Raw genomic sequence first — 15,339 nt, forward strand, 5'->3', positions numbered from 1 at the left:
CCCTTAGAGCTTCATCAGTCGAGCGTCGTCGACCGAGGCCGAGTGGCGGGTACGGAAGAGCGACACGATGATCGCGAGCCCGACCACGACCTCCGCGGCGGCGACGACCATCGTGAAGAACGCGATGATCTGGCCGTCGAGGTTGCCGTGCATCCGGGAGAAGGCGATCAGGGAGAGGTTGCAGGCGTTGAGCATCAGCTCGATGCACATGAACACCACGATGGCGTTCCGCCGCACCAGCACTCCGGTGGCTCCGATGGTGAAGAGCAGAGCCGCGAGGTAGAGGTAATTGACCGGGTTCACTGCTGGGCCTCCTCCGCCCGCGTCAGCTCCGTGGACCCGCCGCGGCGCGGCCGCGGAGGCTCCAGGGGGTCGCGCTCGAGGCGCTCGTTGGCGCGCTGCTCCAGCGCCCGCAGGTCGGCGATGGCCTGGCTGGAGACGTCACGGATCTGGCCGCGCTCGCGCAGCGTGGCGCTGACGGTGAGCTCGGACGGGGTGCCGTCGGGCAGCAGGCCCGCGACGTCGACCGCGTTGTGCCGGGCGTAGACGCCGGGGGCGGGCAGCGGCGGGATGTACTCGCCCTTGCGGATGCGCTCCTCGGCGAGCTCCTTCTGCGTCTTGGCCCGCTCGGTGCGCTCCCGGTGGGTGAGCACCATGGCGCCGACGGCCGCCGTGATCAGCAGCGCGCCGGTGATCTCGAAGGCGAAGACGTACTTGCCGAACAGCAGGGCGGCCAGGCCCTGGATGTTGCCGCCGGAGTTGGCGGCGGCCAGTCCCTCGAACTCGGTGAGGGTCGCGTTGCCGATCCCGCCGATCAGCAGGACGCCGAAGCCCAGACCGCAGAGCAGGGCGAGCCAGCGCTGGCCCCTGATGGTCTCCTTCAGCGAGTCCGCCGCCGTGACGCCGACCAGCATGACGACGAACAGGAAGAGCATCATGATCGCGCCGGTGTAGACGACGATCTGCACGATGCCCAGGAAGTACGCGCCGTTGGCCAGGTAGAACACGGCGAGCACGATCATCGTGCCGGCCAGGCTGAGCGCGCTGTGCACGGCCCTCTTCAGGAAGACCGTGCCCAGGGCGCCGAGCACCGCGACGGTGCCGAGGATCCAGAACTGCACGGCCTCCCCGGTGGAGGTGGTGTACGCGGCGACGGTGTTCACGCCCCCACCTCCTGCTGGGCGGTGGGCTGGGTGTCCGCGTCCTGGGTCGCGTCCTCGGGCCGCTCGCCCTGGGAGACCGCGACCTGCCGGACGGTGCCGGGGGCGGCCTCGGTGACCAGGCCCCGGTAGTAGTCCTGCTCGTCGGTGCCCGGGAAGATGGAGTGGGGCGTGTCGACCATGCCCTCCTCCAGCCCGGCCAGCAGCTGCTCCTTGGTGTAGATCAGGTTCTGCCGGGTGAGGTCGGCGAGCTCGAACTCGTTGGTCATCGTCAGCGCCCGCGTCGGGCAGGCCTCGATGCACAGACCGCAGAGGATGCAGCGCGCGTAGTTGATCTGGTAGACGCGGCCGTACCGCTCGCCGGGCGAGTAGCGCTCCTCGTCGGTGTTGTCCGCGCCCTCGACGTAGATCGCGTCGGCGGGACAGGCCCAGGCGCACAGCTCGCAGCCGACGCACTTCTCCAGGCCGTCCGGATGGCGGTTGAGCTGATGCCGTCCGTGGAACCGCGGAGCGGTGGTCTTCTTCTGCTCCGGGTACTGCTCGGTCAGCCGCTTCTTGAACATGGCCTTGAAGGTCACGCCGAAACCGGCCACCGGGTTCATGAACCCGGGCTTGGTGTCGGCCGCGCTCTGCTGTGCCGCGGCCTTCTGTGCCAGGCCCTTCTCCGCCGCGGCCTTCTCGACCGGGGCGTTGTGTTCGTCAGCCATCGGACGCCTCCTTTCCCTGCAGAGATCCGTCACGGGGTCCGTCGCCGTGGGTGTCCGGGCCGCCGCTGCCCACGAGTTCGCGTTCGGTGCGCGAGCGGCGCCGCGGCACCGGGGGCAGTTGCTGGCCCGGCAGCGGGGGCACCGGGAACCCGCCGGCCATCGGGTCGAACGCGGCCGGCTCGGCGGCGTCCTCCTCCTGGGCCGGCGCGCGGCGCTCGCGCAACATGTCCACGACCAGGGAGACCAGGAGCAGGGCGATGATCGCCCCGGCCACGTAGAGGGCGATGTCGGTGAAGCCGTATCCCTCGTTACGCAGCGCCCGCATGGTGGCGACCACCATCAGCCACACCACCGAGACCGGGATGAGGACCTTCCAGCCGAGCTTCATCAGCTGGTCGTAGCGGACGCGGGGCAGCGAGCCGCGCAGCCAGATGAAGAGGAACAGCAGCAGCTGGACCTTGACCACGAACCAGAGCATCGGCCACCAGCCGTGGTTCGCGCCCTCCCAGAAGCTGCTGATCGGGTACGGGGCCCGCCAGCCGCCCAGGAAGAGCGTGGTGGCGACCGCCGAGACCGTCACCATGTTCACGTACTCGGCGAGCATGAACATCGCGAACTTGATGGACGAGTACTCGGTGTTGAAGCCGCCGACCAGGTCGCCCTCGGACTCGGGCATGTCGAAGGGCGCCCGGTTGGTCTCGCCGACCATGGTCACGATGTAGAGGATGAAGGAGACCGGCAGCAGCACCACGAACCAGCGGTTGTCCTGCTGGGCGACGATCTCCGAGGTCGACATCGACCCGGAGTAGAGGAACACCGAGGCGAAGGCCGCGCCCATGGCGATCTCGTAGGAGATCATCTGCGCGCAGGAGCGCAGGCCGCCCAGGAGCGGGTAGGTGGAGCCGGAGCTCCAGCCGGCCAGCACGATGCCGTAGATGCCGACCGAGGCGACCGCGAGGATGTAGAGCATCGCGATCGGCAGGTCGGTCAGCTGCATGGTGGTGCGCTGGCCGAAGATGGAGACCTCGTTGCCCGGCGGGCCGAACGGGATCACCGCGATGGCCATGAAGGCGGGGATCGCGGCGACGATCGGCGCCAGGATGTACACCACCTTGTCGGCCCGGCGGACGACCACGTCCTCCTTGAGCATCAGCTTCATGCCGTCGGCCAGGGACTGCAGGAGTCCCCAGGGGCCGTGACGGTTCGGGCCGATGCGCAGCTGCATCCAGGCGACGACCTTGCGCTCCCAGACGATGGCGAACAGCACCGTCACCATCAGGAACGCGAAGCAGAAGACGGCCTTGACGACGACCAGCCACCAGGGGTCCTGGCCGAACATCGAGAGGTCTTCCGCGGCGAGGCGCGTCAGGTTCTGGTTCACGCTCCGGCCTCCTCGGCGGTACCGGGGGCCTCGGCGGCGAGGGTCGCCGGGCCGACGCGGACCAGGGCGCCGGGCAGCGCCCCGGTGTCGGAGGCGACGCCGCCCCCGGTGGAGTTGAGCGGCAGCCACACCACCCGGTCGGGCATCGCGGTCACCGTCAGCGGCAGCGCGACGCTGCCGGCCGGGCCGGTCACGGCGACCTGGTCGCCGTCCTTGACGCCCGCCTCGGCGGCGGTGGCGGCGGAGAGCCGCACGGTGGCCGCGTGGCGGGTGCCGGCCAGGGCGTCGTCGCCCTGCTGGAGGACGCCCTGGTCGAGCAGGAGCCGGTGCCCGGCGAGGACCGCCTCGCCCGCGGCGGGGCGGGGCAGGTCGGCGGGGACGGCGGCCGGGCCCTCGGGGCGCTGCCCCTCCCAGACACCGAGCCGGTCGATCTCCGCACGCGTGGTGCGCAGGTCGGGCAGGCCCAGGTGGCGGTCCATGGCGTCGGCCAGCATGTGCAGCACCCGGCTGTCCGCCGGGTGGTACCGGGTGGTCGACTGGTCGGGCTTCAGGGCGGCCTCGAACGGGCGGACCCTTCCTTCCCAGTTGACGAAGGCGCCGGCCTTCTCGGCGACCGCGGCCACCGGCAGCACCACGTCGGCGTGCTCGGTGACCTCGCTCGGCCGTAGTTCGAGCGAGACCAGGAAGCCCACCTCGGCGAGTGCCCGGCGGGCGAGGGCCGGGTCGGGCAGGTCGGCGACCTCGACGCCGGCGACGACCAGTGCCGCGAGCTCTCCCTCGGCCGCCGCGTCGAGCATGCGGGCGGTGTCCCGGCCCGGACGCTCGGGCAGGGCGGAGGTCCCCCAGGCGGCTGCCACCTCGCGGCGGGCCTGCGGGTCGTGGGCGGGGCGGCCGCCGGGCAGCAGCCCGGGCAGGGCGCCCGCCTCGATCGCTCCCCGCTCGCCGGCCCGGCGCGGGATCCACGCCAGGCGGGCGCCGGTGGCGGTCGCCACCCGGACCGCGGCGGTGAGTCCGCCCGGGACCGCGGCGAGCCGCTCGCCGACCAGGATCACCGCGCCCTCGGCGCGCAGCGCCTCGGCCACCTTCGGGGCGTCGCCCTCCAGGCCGGTGCCGCCGGCCAGCGCCTCGAGCCAGGCCGTCTCGGTGCCGGGGGCGGCCGGCAGCAGCGTGCCGCCCGCCTTGGTCAGGCCCCGGGTGGCGTGGCTCGCGAGCGAGAACACCTTCTGCCCGTGCTTGCGCCAGGCCTTGCGGAGCCGCAGGAAGACGCCGGGCGCCTCCTCCTCCGCCTCGAAGCCGGCCAGCAGCACGGCGGGCGCCTGCTCCAGCGTCGTGTACGTGAGGCCGGTTCCGTCCAGGCCGACGCCGCGTCCGGCGACCCGGGAGGCGAGGAAGACGGACTCCTCGTCGCTGTGCGCCCGGGCCCGGAAGTCGATGTCGTTGGTGTCCAGCGCGATCCGGGCGAACTTGGCGTACGCGTAGGCGTCCTCGACGGTGAGCCGTCCGCCGGTCAGCACGCCGGCCCGGCCGCGCGCGACGTTCAGCCCGCGCGCCGCGGCCTCCAGCGCCTCCGGCCAGGAGGCCGGCTCCAGCACGCCCTCGGCGCCTCGGACCAGCGGCGTCGCCAGGCGGTCGCGCTGCTGGGCGTAGCGGAAGGCGAAGCGGCCCTTGTCGCAGATCCACTCCTCGTTGACCTGCGGGTCGTCCGCGGCCAGCCGGCGCATCACCTTGCCGCGCCGGTGGTCGGTGCGGGTGGCGCAGCCGCCCGCGCAGTGCTCGCAGACCGAAGGGCTGGAGATCAGGTCGAAGGGGCGGGCCCGGAACCGGTAGGCGGCCGAGGTCAGCGCGCCGACCGGGCAGATCTGGATGGTGTTGCCGGAGAAGTACGACTGGAACGGGTCGCCCACGCCGGTGCCGACCTGCTGGAGCGCGCCGCGCTCGACCAGTTCGATCATCGGGTCGCCGGCGATCTGGTTCGAGAAGCGGGTGCAGCGGGCGCAGAGCACGCAGCGCTCACGGTCCAGCAGCACCTGGGTGGAGATGGGCACCGGCTTCTCGTAGGTGCGCTTGTGGCCCTCGAAGCGGGACTCGGCGTTGCCGTGCGACATCGCCTGGTTCTGCAGGGGGCACTCGCCGCCCTTGTCGCAGACCGGGCAGTCCAGGGGGTGGTTGATGAGCAGCAGCTCCATGACCCCCTTCTGCGCCTTCTCGGCGACCGGGGAGGTCAGCTGCGTCTTCACCACCATGCCGTCGGTGCAGGTGATGGTGCAGGAGGCCATCGGCTTGCGCTGGCCCTCCACCTCGACGATGCACTGGCGGCAGGCGCCGGCCGGGTCGAGGGCCGGGTGGTCGCAGAACCGGGGGATCTCGATGCCGAGCTGCTCGGCGGCCCGGATGACCAGGGTGCCCTTGGGCACGCTGATCTCCGCACCGTCGATCGTCAGACGGACGAGGTCCTCCGGGGGCACCGCTCCCGGTCCGCCGCCGGAGGGAGCACTGGTCGGCGCGGTCATGCGTTCACCTCCGTGTGCTTGTCCGCCCAGACGGTGGACTTCGCCGGGTCGAAGGGGCAGCCGCGCCCCCTGATGTGCTCCTCGTACTCGTCGCGGAAGTACTTGAGGGAGGAGAAGATCGGCGAGGCGGCGCCGTCGCCGAGGGCGCAGAACGACTTGCCGTTGATGTTGTCGGCGATGTCGTTGAGCTTGTCGAGGTCGGCCATCTCGCCCTTGCCGGCCTCGATGTCGCGCAGCAGCTGGACCAGCCAGTAGGTGCCCTCGCGGCAGGGGGTGCACTTGCCGCAGGACTCGTGCGCGTAGAACTCGGTCCAGCGGGTGACCGCGCGGACCACGCAGGTGGTCTCGTCGAAGCACTGCAGGGCCTTGGTGCCGAGCATGGAGCCGGCCGCGCCGACGCCCTCGTAGTCCAGCGGGACGTCGAGGTGCTCGTCGGTGAACATCGGGGTGGAGGAGCCGCCGGGCGTCCAGAACTTGAGGCGGTGCCCAGGCCGCATGCCGCCGCTCATGTCGAGCAGCTGGCGCAGCGTGATGCCGAGCGGGGCCTCGAACTGGCCGGGGTTGGCGACGTGGCCGCTGAGCGAGTACAGCGTGAAGCCCGGGGACTTCTCGCTGCCCATGGAGCGGAACCACTCCTTGCCGTGGTGCATGATCGCGGGAACCGAGGCGATCGACTCCACGTTGTTCACCACGGTGGGGCAGGCGTAGAGGCCGGCGACCGCCGGGAAGGGCGGGCGCAGCCTGGGCTGGCCGCGGCGTCCTTCCAGCGAGTCGAGCAGCGCCGTCTCCTCGCCGCAGATGTACGCGCCCGCGCCCGCGTGCACGGTGATGTCCAGGTCGATGCCGCTGCCCAGGACGTTCTCGCCCAGGTAGCCGGCCGCGTAGGCCTCGCGCACGGCGGAGTGCAGCCGCCGCAGCACGGGGACGACCTCGCCGCGCAGGTAGATGAAGGCGTGCGAGGAGCGGATGGCGTAGCAGGCGATGATCATTCCCTCGATGAGGGAGTGCGGGTTCGCGTAGAGGAGGGGGATGTCCTTGCAGGTGCCCGGCTCCGACTCGTCGGCGTTGACGACGAGGTAGTGCGGTTTGCCGTCGCCCTGCGGGATGAACTGCCACTTCATCCCGGTGGGGAAGCCGGCGCCGCCGCGGCCGCGCAGGCCCGAGTCCTTGACGTAGGCGATGACCTCGTCGGGGCTCATGGTCAGGGCCTTGCGCAGCCCTTCGTAGCCGTCGTGCCGGCGGTAGACGTCCAGGGTCCAGGAACGGTCCTCGTCCCAGAACGCCGACAGCACGGGAGCGAGCAGCTTGTCGGGGCTCGTCTCGTTGAGCTCTCCGGTCGCCACGCTCATCACTCCCCCTCCTCTTCTTCGGCGGAACCCGCGGGGCCGGCGGGGCCGCCCACGGGTCCTGCCGGGTGGGCCGGGTCGGACGCCGAGGTGGTGCTCGGCGCGTCGTGCGAGCTGGAGTGCGACGCGGACGGGGGCCCGGTCCGCGGCCCGTCGCCCGGGCCGGCCTCGCGAGGGGCGGCGTCCGGGCGGTCGGTGTCGCGCGCCGCGGCGTCGCGGGGGTGGACGACGCGGGCGCCGAGCGGCTGCCCCTTGGCGAGGCGGAGCCCGAGCAGCGAGGCGGGTCCGGCGCTGCCGCCCGCCTCGACGGCGCCGGGGCGCTCGTCGGGGAAGCCGGCCAGGATGCGCGCCGTCTCCTTGAAGGTGCACAGCGGCGCGCCGCGGGTCGGCGTGACGGGGCGGCCCTCGATGAGGTCGTCGACGAGCTGCCGGGCGGTGGCCGGCGTCATGTTGTCGAAGAACTCCCAGTTGACCATCACCACGGGGGCGAAGTCGCAGGCCGCGTTGCACTCGATGTGCTCGAGGGTGACCTTGCCGTCGGCGGTGGTGCCGTTGTTGCCGACGCCCAGGTGCTGCTGGAGGTCCTCGAAGATGGCGTCGCCGCCCATCACCGCGCAGAGCGTGTTGGTGCACACGCCCACCTGGTAGTCGCCGCTCGGCCGCCGCCGGTACATCGTGTAGAAGGTGGCGACGGCGGTGACCTCGGCGGTGGTGAGGTCCAGCATCTCGGCGCAGAACCTCATGCCGGTGCGGGTGACGTGGCCCTCCTCCGACTGCACCAGGTGCAGCATCGGCAGCAGCGCGGAGCGGGAGTCCGGGTAGCGGGCGATGATCTCGCGCGCGTCGGCCTCCAGCCGCGTCCGCACGTCCGCCGGGTAGTCCGGGGCGGGCAGTTCGGGCATTCCCAGGCCGACGCCCTGGGAGGGTGTGCCCTGGGCAGGTGTGCTGGTCACCGGTCGACGCCTCCCATCACGGGGTCGATGGACGCGACGGCGACGATGACGTCGGCGACCTGGCCGCCCTCGCACATCGCCGCCATGGCCTGCAGGTTGGTGAAGGACGGGTCGCGGAAGTGGACCCGGTAGGGGCGGGTGCCGCCGTCGGAGACGACGTGCACGCCCAGTTCGCCCTTGGGCGACTCGACCGCCGTGTAGGCCTGGCCGGGCGGGACCCGGAAGCCCTCGGTGACCAGCTTGAAGTGGTGGATCAGGGCCTCCATGGAGGTGCCCATGATCTTCCGGATGTGGTCGAGGGAGTTGCCGAGACCGTCCGGGCCGAGCGCCAGCTGGGCGGGCCAGGCGATCTTCTTGTCGGCGACCATCACCGGTCCCGGCTTCAGCCGGTCCAGGCACTGCTCGACGATGTGCAGCGACTGGCGCATCTCCTCCAGCCGGATCAGGAACCGGCCGTAGGAGTCGCAGGTGTCGGCGGTCGGGACCTCGAAGTCGTAGGTCTCGTAGCCGCAGTAGGGCTGCGTCTTGCGCAGGTCGTGCGGGAGGCCGGTGGAGCGCAGGATCGGGCCGGTGGCGCCGAGCGCCATGCAGCCGGCCAGGTCCAGGTGGCCGATGCCCTCCATGCGGGCCTTGAAGATGGGGTTCCCGGTGGCGAGCTTGTCGTACTCCGGGAGGTTCTTCCGCAGCTTCTTGACCGCCTCGCGGATCTGGTCGACGGCGCCCGGCGGGAGGTCCTGGGCGAGGCCGCCGGGGCGGATGAACGCGTGGTTCATGCGCAGGCCGGTGATCAGCTCGTAGAGGTCCAGGATGATCTCGCGGTCGCGGAAGCCGTAGATCATGATCGTGGTGGAGCCGAGCTCCATGCCGCCGGTGGCGATGCACACCAGGTGCGAGGAGAGCCGGTTGAGCTCCATCAGCAGGACGCGGATGATCGTCGCCCGGTCGGGTACCTGGTCCTCGATGCCGAGGAGCTTCTCCACCGCGAGGCAGTAGGCCGTCTCGTTGAAGAAGGAGGTCAGGTAGTCCATGCGGGTCACGAAGGTGGTGCCCTGCGTCCACGTCCGGTACTCGAGGTTCTTCTCGATGCCGGTGTGCAGGTAGCCGATGCCGCAGCGGGCCTCGGTGACCGTCTCGCCCTCGATCTCCAGGATCAGGCGCAGCACGCCGTGGGTGGACGGGTGCTGGGGACCCATGTTGACGACGATGCGCTCGTCGTCGGCCTTGGCCGCCGCCTCGACGACCTCGTCCCAGTCGCCTCCGGTGACCGTGTAGACCTTGCCCTCGGTGGTCTCGCGGGCTGTTGCCGACTGCGTGCTCATGAGTACGACCTCCGCTGGTCCGGAGCCGGGATCTGGGCGCCCTTGTACTCGACGGGGATGCCGCCGAGGGAGTAGTCCTTGCGCTGCGGATGGCCCTGCCAGTCGTCCGGCATCATGATCCGCGTGAGTGCCGGGTGGCCGTCGAAGACGATGCCGAAGAAGTCGTACGTCTCGCGCTCGTGCCAGTCGTTGGTCGGGTACACCGACACCAGCGAGGGGATCCTCCGGTCGCCGTCGGGCGTACTGACCTCCAGCCTGATCAGCCGGTTGTGGGTGATCGACCGCAGGTGGTAGACGGCGTGCAGCTCGCGGCCCTTGTCGTTCGGGTAGTGCACGCCGCTGACGCCGGTGCACAGCTCGAACCGCAGCGCCGGGTCGTCGCGCAGCGTGCGGGCGACGCGCGGCAGGTGCTCGCGCTCGATGTGGAAGGTGAGCTCGCCGCGGTCGACGACGGTGCGCTCGATCGCGTTCTGCGGGAGCAGCCCCTGCTCCTCCAGGGCGCCCTCCAGCTCGTCGGCGACCTCGTCGAACCAGCCGCCGTAGGGCCGGGAGGACGGGCCGGGGAGCCGGACCGGGCGCACCAGGCCGCCGTAGCCGGAGGTGTCGCCCCCGTTGTTCGCACCGAACATCCCGCGCTGGACGCGGATCTCCTCGCCGTGGTCCCCCCGCTGTCCGGGGAGGTTCGAGGCGGAGAGGTCCTTCTCCGGGTTGGGCTCGCTGCGCGGGTCGGGTTCTTTGGCGTCGCTCATCGGAGGAGGCCCTTCATCTCGATGGTCGGCAGGGCCTTCAGCGCCGCCTCCTCCGCCTCCCGGGCCGCCTCCTCGGCGTTCACGCCGAGCTTGGAGGTGCGGACCTTCTCGTGGAGCTTGAGAATCGCGTCCATCAGCATCTCCGGCCGCGGCGGGCAGCCGGGGAGATAGATGTCGACCGGCACGATGTGGTCGACGCCCTGCACGATCGCGTAGTTGTTGAACATGCCGCCCGACGAGGCGCAGACGCCCATGGAGATCACCCACTTGGGGTTGGGCATCTGGTCGTAGACCTGGCGCAGGACGGGGGCCATCTTCTGGCTCACCCGGCCGGCCACGATCATCAGGTCGGCCTGGCGCGGCGATCCGCGGAAGACCTCCATGCCGAACCTCGCCAGGTCGTAGCGGCCGGCGCCTGTCGTCATCATCTCGATGGCGCAGCACGCCAGGCCGAACGTGGCGGGGAACATGGATGACTTGCGCACCCAGCCCGCGGCCTGCTCGACGGTGGTCAGCAGGAATCCGCTCGGCAGCTTTTCCTCGAGTCCCATGTCTCTCAGCCCCTCAGGCCCCTAGGGGGCTCTCAGTCCCATTCCAGGCCGCCGCGACGCCACACGTAGGCGTACGCGACGAAGACGGTGAGCACGAAGAGCAGCATCTCGACGAGCCCGAAGATCCCCAGGGCGTCGAAGGTGACCGCCCACGGATAGAGGAAGACGATCTCGATGTCGAAGATGATGAAGAGCATCGCCGTCAGGTAGTACTTGATGGGGAATCGCCCACCGCCGGCCGGTTGAGGGGTCGGCTCGATACCGCATTCGTACGCCTCGAGCTTTGCTCGGTTGTAGCGCTTTGGACCGATAAGCGTGGCCATGACCACGGAGAAGATCGCAAAGCCTGCCCCGAGGGCTCCCAGTACGAGGATGGGCGCATACGCGTTCACCGCTCCTCGCTCCTCTCAGTCGGCACTGGACTGCTGGCGATTGCACACCGGGGTCGCTGGCTGCCTCACCGTGTCCACGAAGATCGAGAACATGTGAAGCAGGTCACAAGCCCGGCTGCTCCGCATCTTATGCCTGGTGGTCTGTGATCTGCGACACGCGGTGCGAGACGGGCTTTGTGATCTCTGCCACCTGAACGGCCGCCAACGGCCCGGAGCGGCTTGGATCTTGACGCTGCACGCACACAACTGATCACACCAAGTGACAAGTTGGTTCATCCGCGCAGGCCAGAGGGCGCGTCTCCATATCAAGAGGCTGACTGTGCATGCAAATTCGCCATGGATGTCGATCATTGATATAAGCGCCCGCTTCCCTCGACGAGGGCCGGAAAGGGTCGCCACGAGGACCCCGGGCCGGAGCGGAGCGTGTGCGCGCGTTCACGAGCGACACGGGAAGATCACGGCGGTGACCTTCTCGTGACCTCCGCCACATCCGGGAACCGTTCGCGAGGTTCCGAGTTGGCGAAGTCGTACACGGATGGTAAGCGAGGGCAAATCGGGCGTAACGACGGAAGTCCGTGCTCACAGGGCCGCGCCGCAGTGCCCGATTCACACCTTTGGGGCCGGATACCCGTTCCGTGCATGCGTCTTGGGGGACGAGAAACGCCAAATGTGGCGGACGGCACGATTGTTGAAGGGAGCGTGAACCCCTGGTAGGTCTGGTGCACATGTCCCAGACCGCTCACATACGCAGCCACCGGAAGCCCCGCCGCAGCGCCTCGAAGATCGCAGTGCGCGCCGGGGTCGCCGGTGGCGTTCTCAGCACCCTGGCCGTGGCCGGCGCCTCGGGTACGGCGACTGCGGCCGAGCCCGTGACGCAGACGCTGGAACTGCCCACGCTCACGGCCGACCTGTCCGCGGAGGTCGCCCTCTCCGCCGAGGCCACCGCCTCCGCAGCCGCCTCCTACGAGCTCCAGGCCGAGCGCGACGCAGCCGCCGAGCGCGCCGCCGAACTGGCCGACCGCAACCTCGAGAAGGCCAAGGCCGAGGCCGCGGCCGAGAAGAAGGCCGAGGAGGCCGCCGCCCGCGAGGCCGCCGAGCGTGCCTCCCGCGACTCCTCCCGCGAGACCCTCACCACCACCGCCGCGAGCACCTCCGGCTCCAGCTCCAGCACCAGCACCGCCGCCACGGGCTCCGCCGCCTCGGTGGTCGCCTTCGTCAAGGCGCAGGTCGGCGACGCCTACGTCTCCGGCGGCACCGGTCCCAACGCCTGGGACTGCTCCGGCCTCGTCCAGGCCGCCTACAAGCAGATCGGCGTCAGCCTGCCGCGCGTCTCCCAGGACCAGTCCGTGGCCGGCACCCAGGTCTCGCTGAGCAACCTGCAGCCGGGCGACATCCTCTACTGGGGTGGCGCGGGCAGCGCGTACCACGTGGGCATCTACATCGGCGGCGGCCAGTTCGTCGGCGCGCAGAACCCCGGTACCGGCGTCGTCCAGGCGTCCCTGGACTACGACCCGCCGTCCGGCGCGGTCCGCGTCCTCTGACCTCAGGACCACACCGCACGTCGTACGGCGAAGGGCCGCAGCCTCGGGGGCTGCGGCCCTTCGCCGTGTCCGCCTCGCGTCTTCAGGAACGGGGCGTGATCCGCGCGAGGGCGTTGAGGACCCGGTCGACGGCGTCGCCGCCGGTGGGGTCGGTGAGGTTGTTGACCAGCCGGAAGGCGATCCGCATCAGCTGCGGGTGGGAGAGCCCCCGTTCGGCGGCCAGCTTCATCACCGCCGGCCGGCCGATCAGCTTCACGAAGGCGCGGCCCAGCGTGTAGTAGCCGCCGTGCGCGGCCTTCAGGACCTGCGGGTAGTGCCGCAGGGCGGTCTCGCGGCCCTCGGCGCCGCGCCGGGCGCGGGCCTGGACGACCACCTCGGCGGCGATCCGCCCGGATTCCATCGCATAGGCGATGCCCTCGCCGTTGAACGGGTTGACGGCGCCCGCCGCGTCGCCGACCAGCAGCAGTCCGGCGGAGTAGTGCGGCTGCCGGTTGTACCCCATCGGCAGCGCCGCCCCGCGCACCGGGCCGGTCATGTTCTCCGGGGTGAAGCCCCACTCCTCGGGCAGCGAGGCGCACCAGGTGCGCAGCACGCCGCGCCAGTCCGGGTCCCGGTACGGCAGCGAGGCGTCCAGGACGCCCAGGCCGACGTTGCAGGTGCCGTCGCCCATGCCGAAGACCCAGGCGTAGCCGGGGAGCAGGCGGCCGTCCGGCTCCGGGCAGTCCCGCACCTCCAGCCAGGACTCCAGGTAGTCGTCGTCGTGGCGCGGGCTGGTGAAGTAGGTGCGCACCGCGACGCCCATCGGGCGGTCGTCCCGCCGGTGCAGGCCCATCGCGAGGGACAGGCGGCTGGAGTTGCCGTCGGCGGCCACCACCAGCGGGGCGCGGAAGGTCACCGGGCGCTTGTCCGCGCCCAGCCTGGTGTGCACGCCGGTGATCCGGCCGGTGCGCTCGTCCAGGACGGGTCCGGTGACGTTGCAGCGCTCGACGAGGCGGGCGCCGGCCTTCCGCGCCTGGTGGGCCAGCCGTTCGTCGAAGTCGTCCCGCCGCCGGACCAGGCCGTGGTCGGGGAAGGTCGCCAGCTGGGGCCAGTCCAGCTCCATCCGCATCCCGCCGGAGATCACCCGCAGCCCCTTGTTGCGCAGCCAGCCGGCCTCCGGGGAGATGTCGATCCCCATCGCGACCAGTTCCTTCACGGCGCGCGGGGTGAGGCCGTCGCCGCACACCTTCTCGCGCGGGAACGCGGTCTTCTCCAGCAGCAGGACGTCGAGTCCGGCACGGGCCAGGTGGTGGGCCGCGGTCGAGCCCGCGGGGCCGGCGCCGACCACGATCACGTCCGCGGTGTCCGGGAAGGCCTCCGTGCCGGGCAGCGGGAAGCCCTCGTCGTCCTCGGGGGTGTGCGTGGTGTCGGGGAGCTGCTCGGGCACTGCGAAATCTCCCCGGGTTCGAGGGTGCCGACGGGGTGCGACATGGGCAGTGTATGCAGCGACCACCCGTCTTCGGCCGAAGGACGTCCCGTGAACCGAACGCTGCCTGTGGTGAGACTCCGCGTGCCGACCGAGGAGGACGCCTGGACGTGGCACAGCCTGTTCGGCGACGCGGAGGTGATGCGGTTCCTCGGCGGTCCCCGGGAGCTGTCCGCGTACCACGAGAGCACCGCTCGCCAGCGCCGGAACGACGCCGAACTCGGCTTCTGCTTCTGGTCGGTGCTCACCGAGGACGACGAGGTCGTGGGATTCGCCGGCGCGCAGCCGTGGCCGCACGCCTGGGGTCCGGCGGTCGGCGAGATCGAGATCGGCTGGCGGATGGGCCGCGCCCACTGGGGCCACGGCTACGTCACCGCCGCCGCCCTGCAGACGCTGGACCGGCTGCGGGAGGCCGGCGTCGAGTCGGTGGTCGCGATGGTCCTCGCGGAGAACGAGCGCTCCATAGCGGTCACCCGGCGGCTCGGCATGGAGCTGGAGCAGCGGTTCGTCGTCCCGGACGGCTCGCGGGAGGGCCACATGTACCGGCTGTCCCTCCCCTGAGGGCAGGAAGGGCACCTTCCGCCCCCTGACCACGGGGAACGGCCCGGAAACAGGGGTGCCGGAACGGCCGCGGCGTTGACAGGATGCACCGACCGAACCGTTCCGGCCCCGAAGGACCCTCCGTGACCCGATCCCTTCCCGTCGTGAGACTCCGCGTTCCCACCGAGGAGGACGCCGCCGCCTGGCACGACCTCTTCGACGACCCGGAGGTGATGGAGTTCTTCGGCGGGAAGTCCGCCTCGCCGGCCGCCTACGAGCGCATCACCGCCCGGCAGCGCGGCTACGCCGAGCAGTACGGCTTCTGCCTGTGGTCCGTGCTCGACGAGGACGACCAGGTCGTCGGCTTCGTGGGCGCCCAGCCGTGGGGGCAGGACTGGGGGCCGGACGCCGAGACGATCGAGATCGCCTGGCGGATGGGCCGCGCCCACTGGGGCCGCGGCTACGTCACCGCCGCCGCGCTGCGGACGCTGGAGGTCCTGCGGGAGAGCGGGCTCACCTCGGTGATCGCCATGGTCGACGCGGAGAACGAGCGCTCCATAGCGGTCACCCGGCGCCTGGGCATGAAGCTGGAGGAGCGGCTGATCGCTCCGGACACCCAGCGGGACTGGAACATGTACCGGCTGTCGCTGACCTGACGTCCCGTGGGGTCGCCGCGGCCGGGGCAGGGGTGGCGTGGGCGGCGACCTGCCCCGGCGGCGACGGCG

General features: G+C 71.1%; 15 protein-coding genes. 3 read left to right on the forward strand and 12 right to left on the reverse strand.

The window, feature by feature from the left end; genetic code table 11:
• Positions 1-3 precede the first annotated feature (3 nt).
• The 11 genes from nuoK to Sfr03f_RS18020 are packed head-to-tail and all read right to left on the reverse strand — an operon-like array spanning position 4 to position 11,068.
• Positions 4-303, reverse strand: a complete 300-nt coding sequence (gene nuoK / locus Sfr03f_RS17970; protein WP_108954875.1) for an NADH-quinone oxidoreductase subunit NuoK — start codon at positions 301-303, stop codon at positions 4-6.
• Positions 300-1,163 (reverse strand): NADH-quinone oxidoreductase subunit J, encoded by an 864-nt coding sequence (locus Sfr03f_RS17975; protein WP_108954876.1) that lies wholly within the window; start codon positions 1,161-1,163, stop codon positions 300-302. The genes nuoK and Sfr03f_RS17975 overlap by 4 nt, the downstream gene beginning before the upstream one ends.
• Positions 1,160-1,867 carry an NADH-quinone oxidoreductase subunit NuoI gene (gene nuoI / locus Sfr03f_RS17980; protein WP_281262841.1) on the reverse strand — a complete coding sequence of 236 codons (708 nt, stop codon included), beginning with the start codon at positions 1,865-1,867 and terminating at the stop codon, positions 1,160-1,162. The genes Sfr03f_RS17975 and nuoI overlap by 4 nt, the downstream gene beginning before the upstream one ends.
• Positions 1,860-3,206 carry an NADH-quinone oxidoreductase subunit NuoH gene (nuoH, locus tag Sfr03f_RS17985; protein WP_108955066.1) on the reverse strand — a complete coding sequence of 449 codons (1,347 nt, stop codon included), beginning with the start codon at positions 3,204-3,206 and terminating at the stop codon, positions 1,860-1,862. The genes nuoI and nuoH overlap by 8 nt, the downstream gene beginning before the upstream one ends.
• Positions 3,207-3,244: 38 nt before the next feature.
• Entirely contained in the window at positions 3,245-5,758 is a 2,514-nt protein-coding gene (locus Sfr03f_RS17990; RefSeq protein WP_108954877.1) for an NADH-quinone oxidoreductase subunit G, read from the reverse strand.
• Positions 5,755-7,107 (reverse strand): NADH-quinone oxidoreductase subunit NuoF, encoded by a 1,353-nt coding sequence (gene nuoF, locus Sfr03f_RS17995; protein ID WP_108954878.1) that lies wholly within the window; start codon positions 7,105-7,107, stop codon positions 5,755-5,757. The genes Sfr03f_RS17990 and nuoF overlap by 4 nt, the downstream gene beginning before the upstream one ends.
• Positions 7,107-8,006 carry an NADH-quinone oxidoreductase subunit NuoE gene (gene nuoE / locus Sfr03f_RS18000; protein ID WP_108955067.1) on the reverse strand — a complete coding sequence of 300 codons (900 nt, stop codon included), beginning with the start codon at positions 8,004-8,006 and terminating at the stop codon, positions 7,107-7,109. The genes nuoF and nuoE overlap by 1 nt, the downstream gene beginning before the upstream one ends.
• A 47-nt stretch (positions 8,007-8,053) precedes the next feature.
• Positions 8,054-9,376, reverse strand: coding sequence for an NADH-quinone oxidoreductase subunit D (locus tag Sfr03f_RS18005; RefSeq protein WP_108954879.1), 1,323 nt, complete (start codon positions 9,374-9,376; stop codon positions 8,054-8,056).
• On the reverse strand, positions 9,373-10,125 hold the full coding sequence (locus tag Sfr03f_RS18010) for an NADH-quinone oxidoreductase subunit C (protein ID WP_108954880.1): 753 nt from the start codon (positions 10,123-10,125) through the stop codon (positions 9,373-9,375). Before Sfr03f_RS18010 ends, Sfr03f_RS18005 begins: the two co-directional genes overlap by 4 nt.
• Complete coding sequence (locus tag Sfr03f_RS18015; protein ID WP_108954881.1) at positions 10,122-10,676, reverse strand: NuoB/complex I 20 kDa subunit family protein; 555 nt, start codon at positions 10,674-10,676, stop codon at positions 10,122-10,124. The genes Sfr03f_RS18010 and Sfr03f_RS18015 overlap by 4 nt, the downstream gene beginning before the upstream one ends.
• Before the next feature lie 32 nt (positions 10,677-10,708).
• Complete coding sequence (locus Sfr03f_RS18020) at positions 10,709-11,068, reverse strand: NADH-quinone oxidoreductase subunit A (RefSeq protein WP_108954882.1); 360 nt, start codon at positions 11,066-11,068, stop codon at positions 10,709-10,711.
• A gap of 725 nt (positions 11,069-11,793) precedes the next feature.
• Here Sfr03f_RS18020 and Sfr03f_RS18025 point away from each other — a divergent pair.
• Positions 11,794-12,609: a C40 family peptidase gene (locus Sfr03f_RS18025; protein ID WP_108954883.1), complete on the forward strand. Its 816-nt coding sequence runs from the start codon at positions 11,794-11,796 to the stop codon at positions 12,607-12,609.
• A gap of 82 nt (positions 12,610-12,691) precedes the next feature.
• On the opposite strand, the gene Sfr03f_RS18030 is transcribed toward Sfr03f_RS18025, so the two are convergent.
• On the reverse strand, positions 12,692-13,978 hold the full coding sequence (locus Sfr03f_RS18030; RefSeq protein WP_108955068.1) for a geranylgeranyl reductase family protein: 1,287 nt from the start codon (positions 13,976-13,978) through the stop codon (positions 12,692-12,694).
• 147 nt (positions 13,979-14,125) lie between these two features.
• Here Sfr03f_RS18030 and Sfr03f_RS18035 point away from each other — a divergent pair, with 147 nt between their 5' ends.
• Both Sfr03f_RS18035 and Sfr03f_RS18040 read left to right on the forward strand, forming a co-directional pair.
• Positions 14,126-14,635 carry a GNAT family N-acetyltransferase gene (locus Sfr03f_RS18035; protein ID WP_108954884.1) on the forward strand — a complete coding sequence of 170 codons (510 nt, stop codon included), beginning with the start codon at positions 14,126-14,128 and terminating at the stop codon, positions 14,633-14,635.
• Positions 14,636-14,757: 122 nt separating this feature from the next.
• Complete coding sequence (locus Sfr03f_RS18040) at positions 14,758-15,270, forward strand: GNAT family N-acetyltransferase (RefSeq protein ID WP_108954885.1); 513 nt, start codon at positions 14,758-14,760, stop codon at positions 15,268-15,270.
• The last annotated feature ends 69 nt before the right edge of the window (positions 15,271-15,339 follow it).

This window comes from Streptomyces fragilis, from assembly GCF_003112515.1.
Lineage (GTDB): Bacteria > Actinomycetota > Actinomycetes > Streptomycetales > Streptomycetaceae > Streptomyces > Streptomyces fragilis.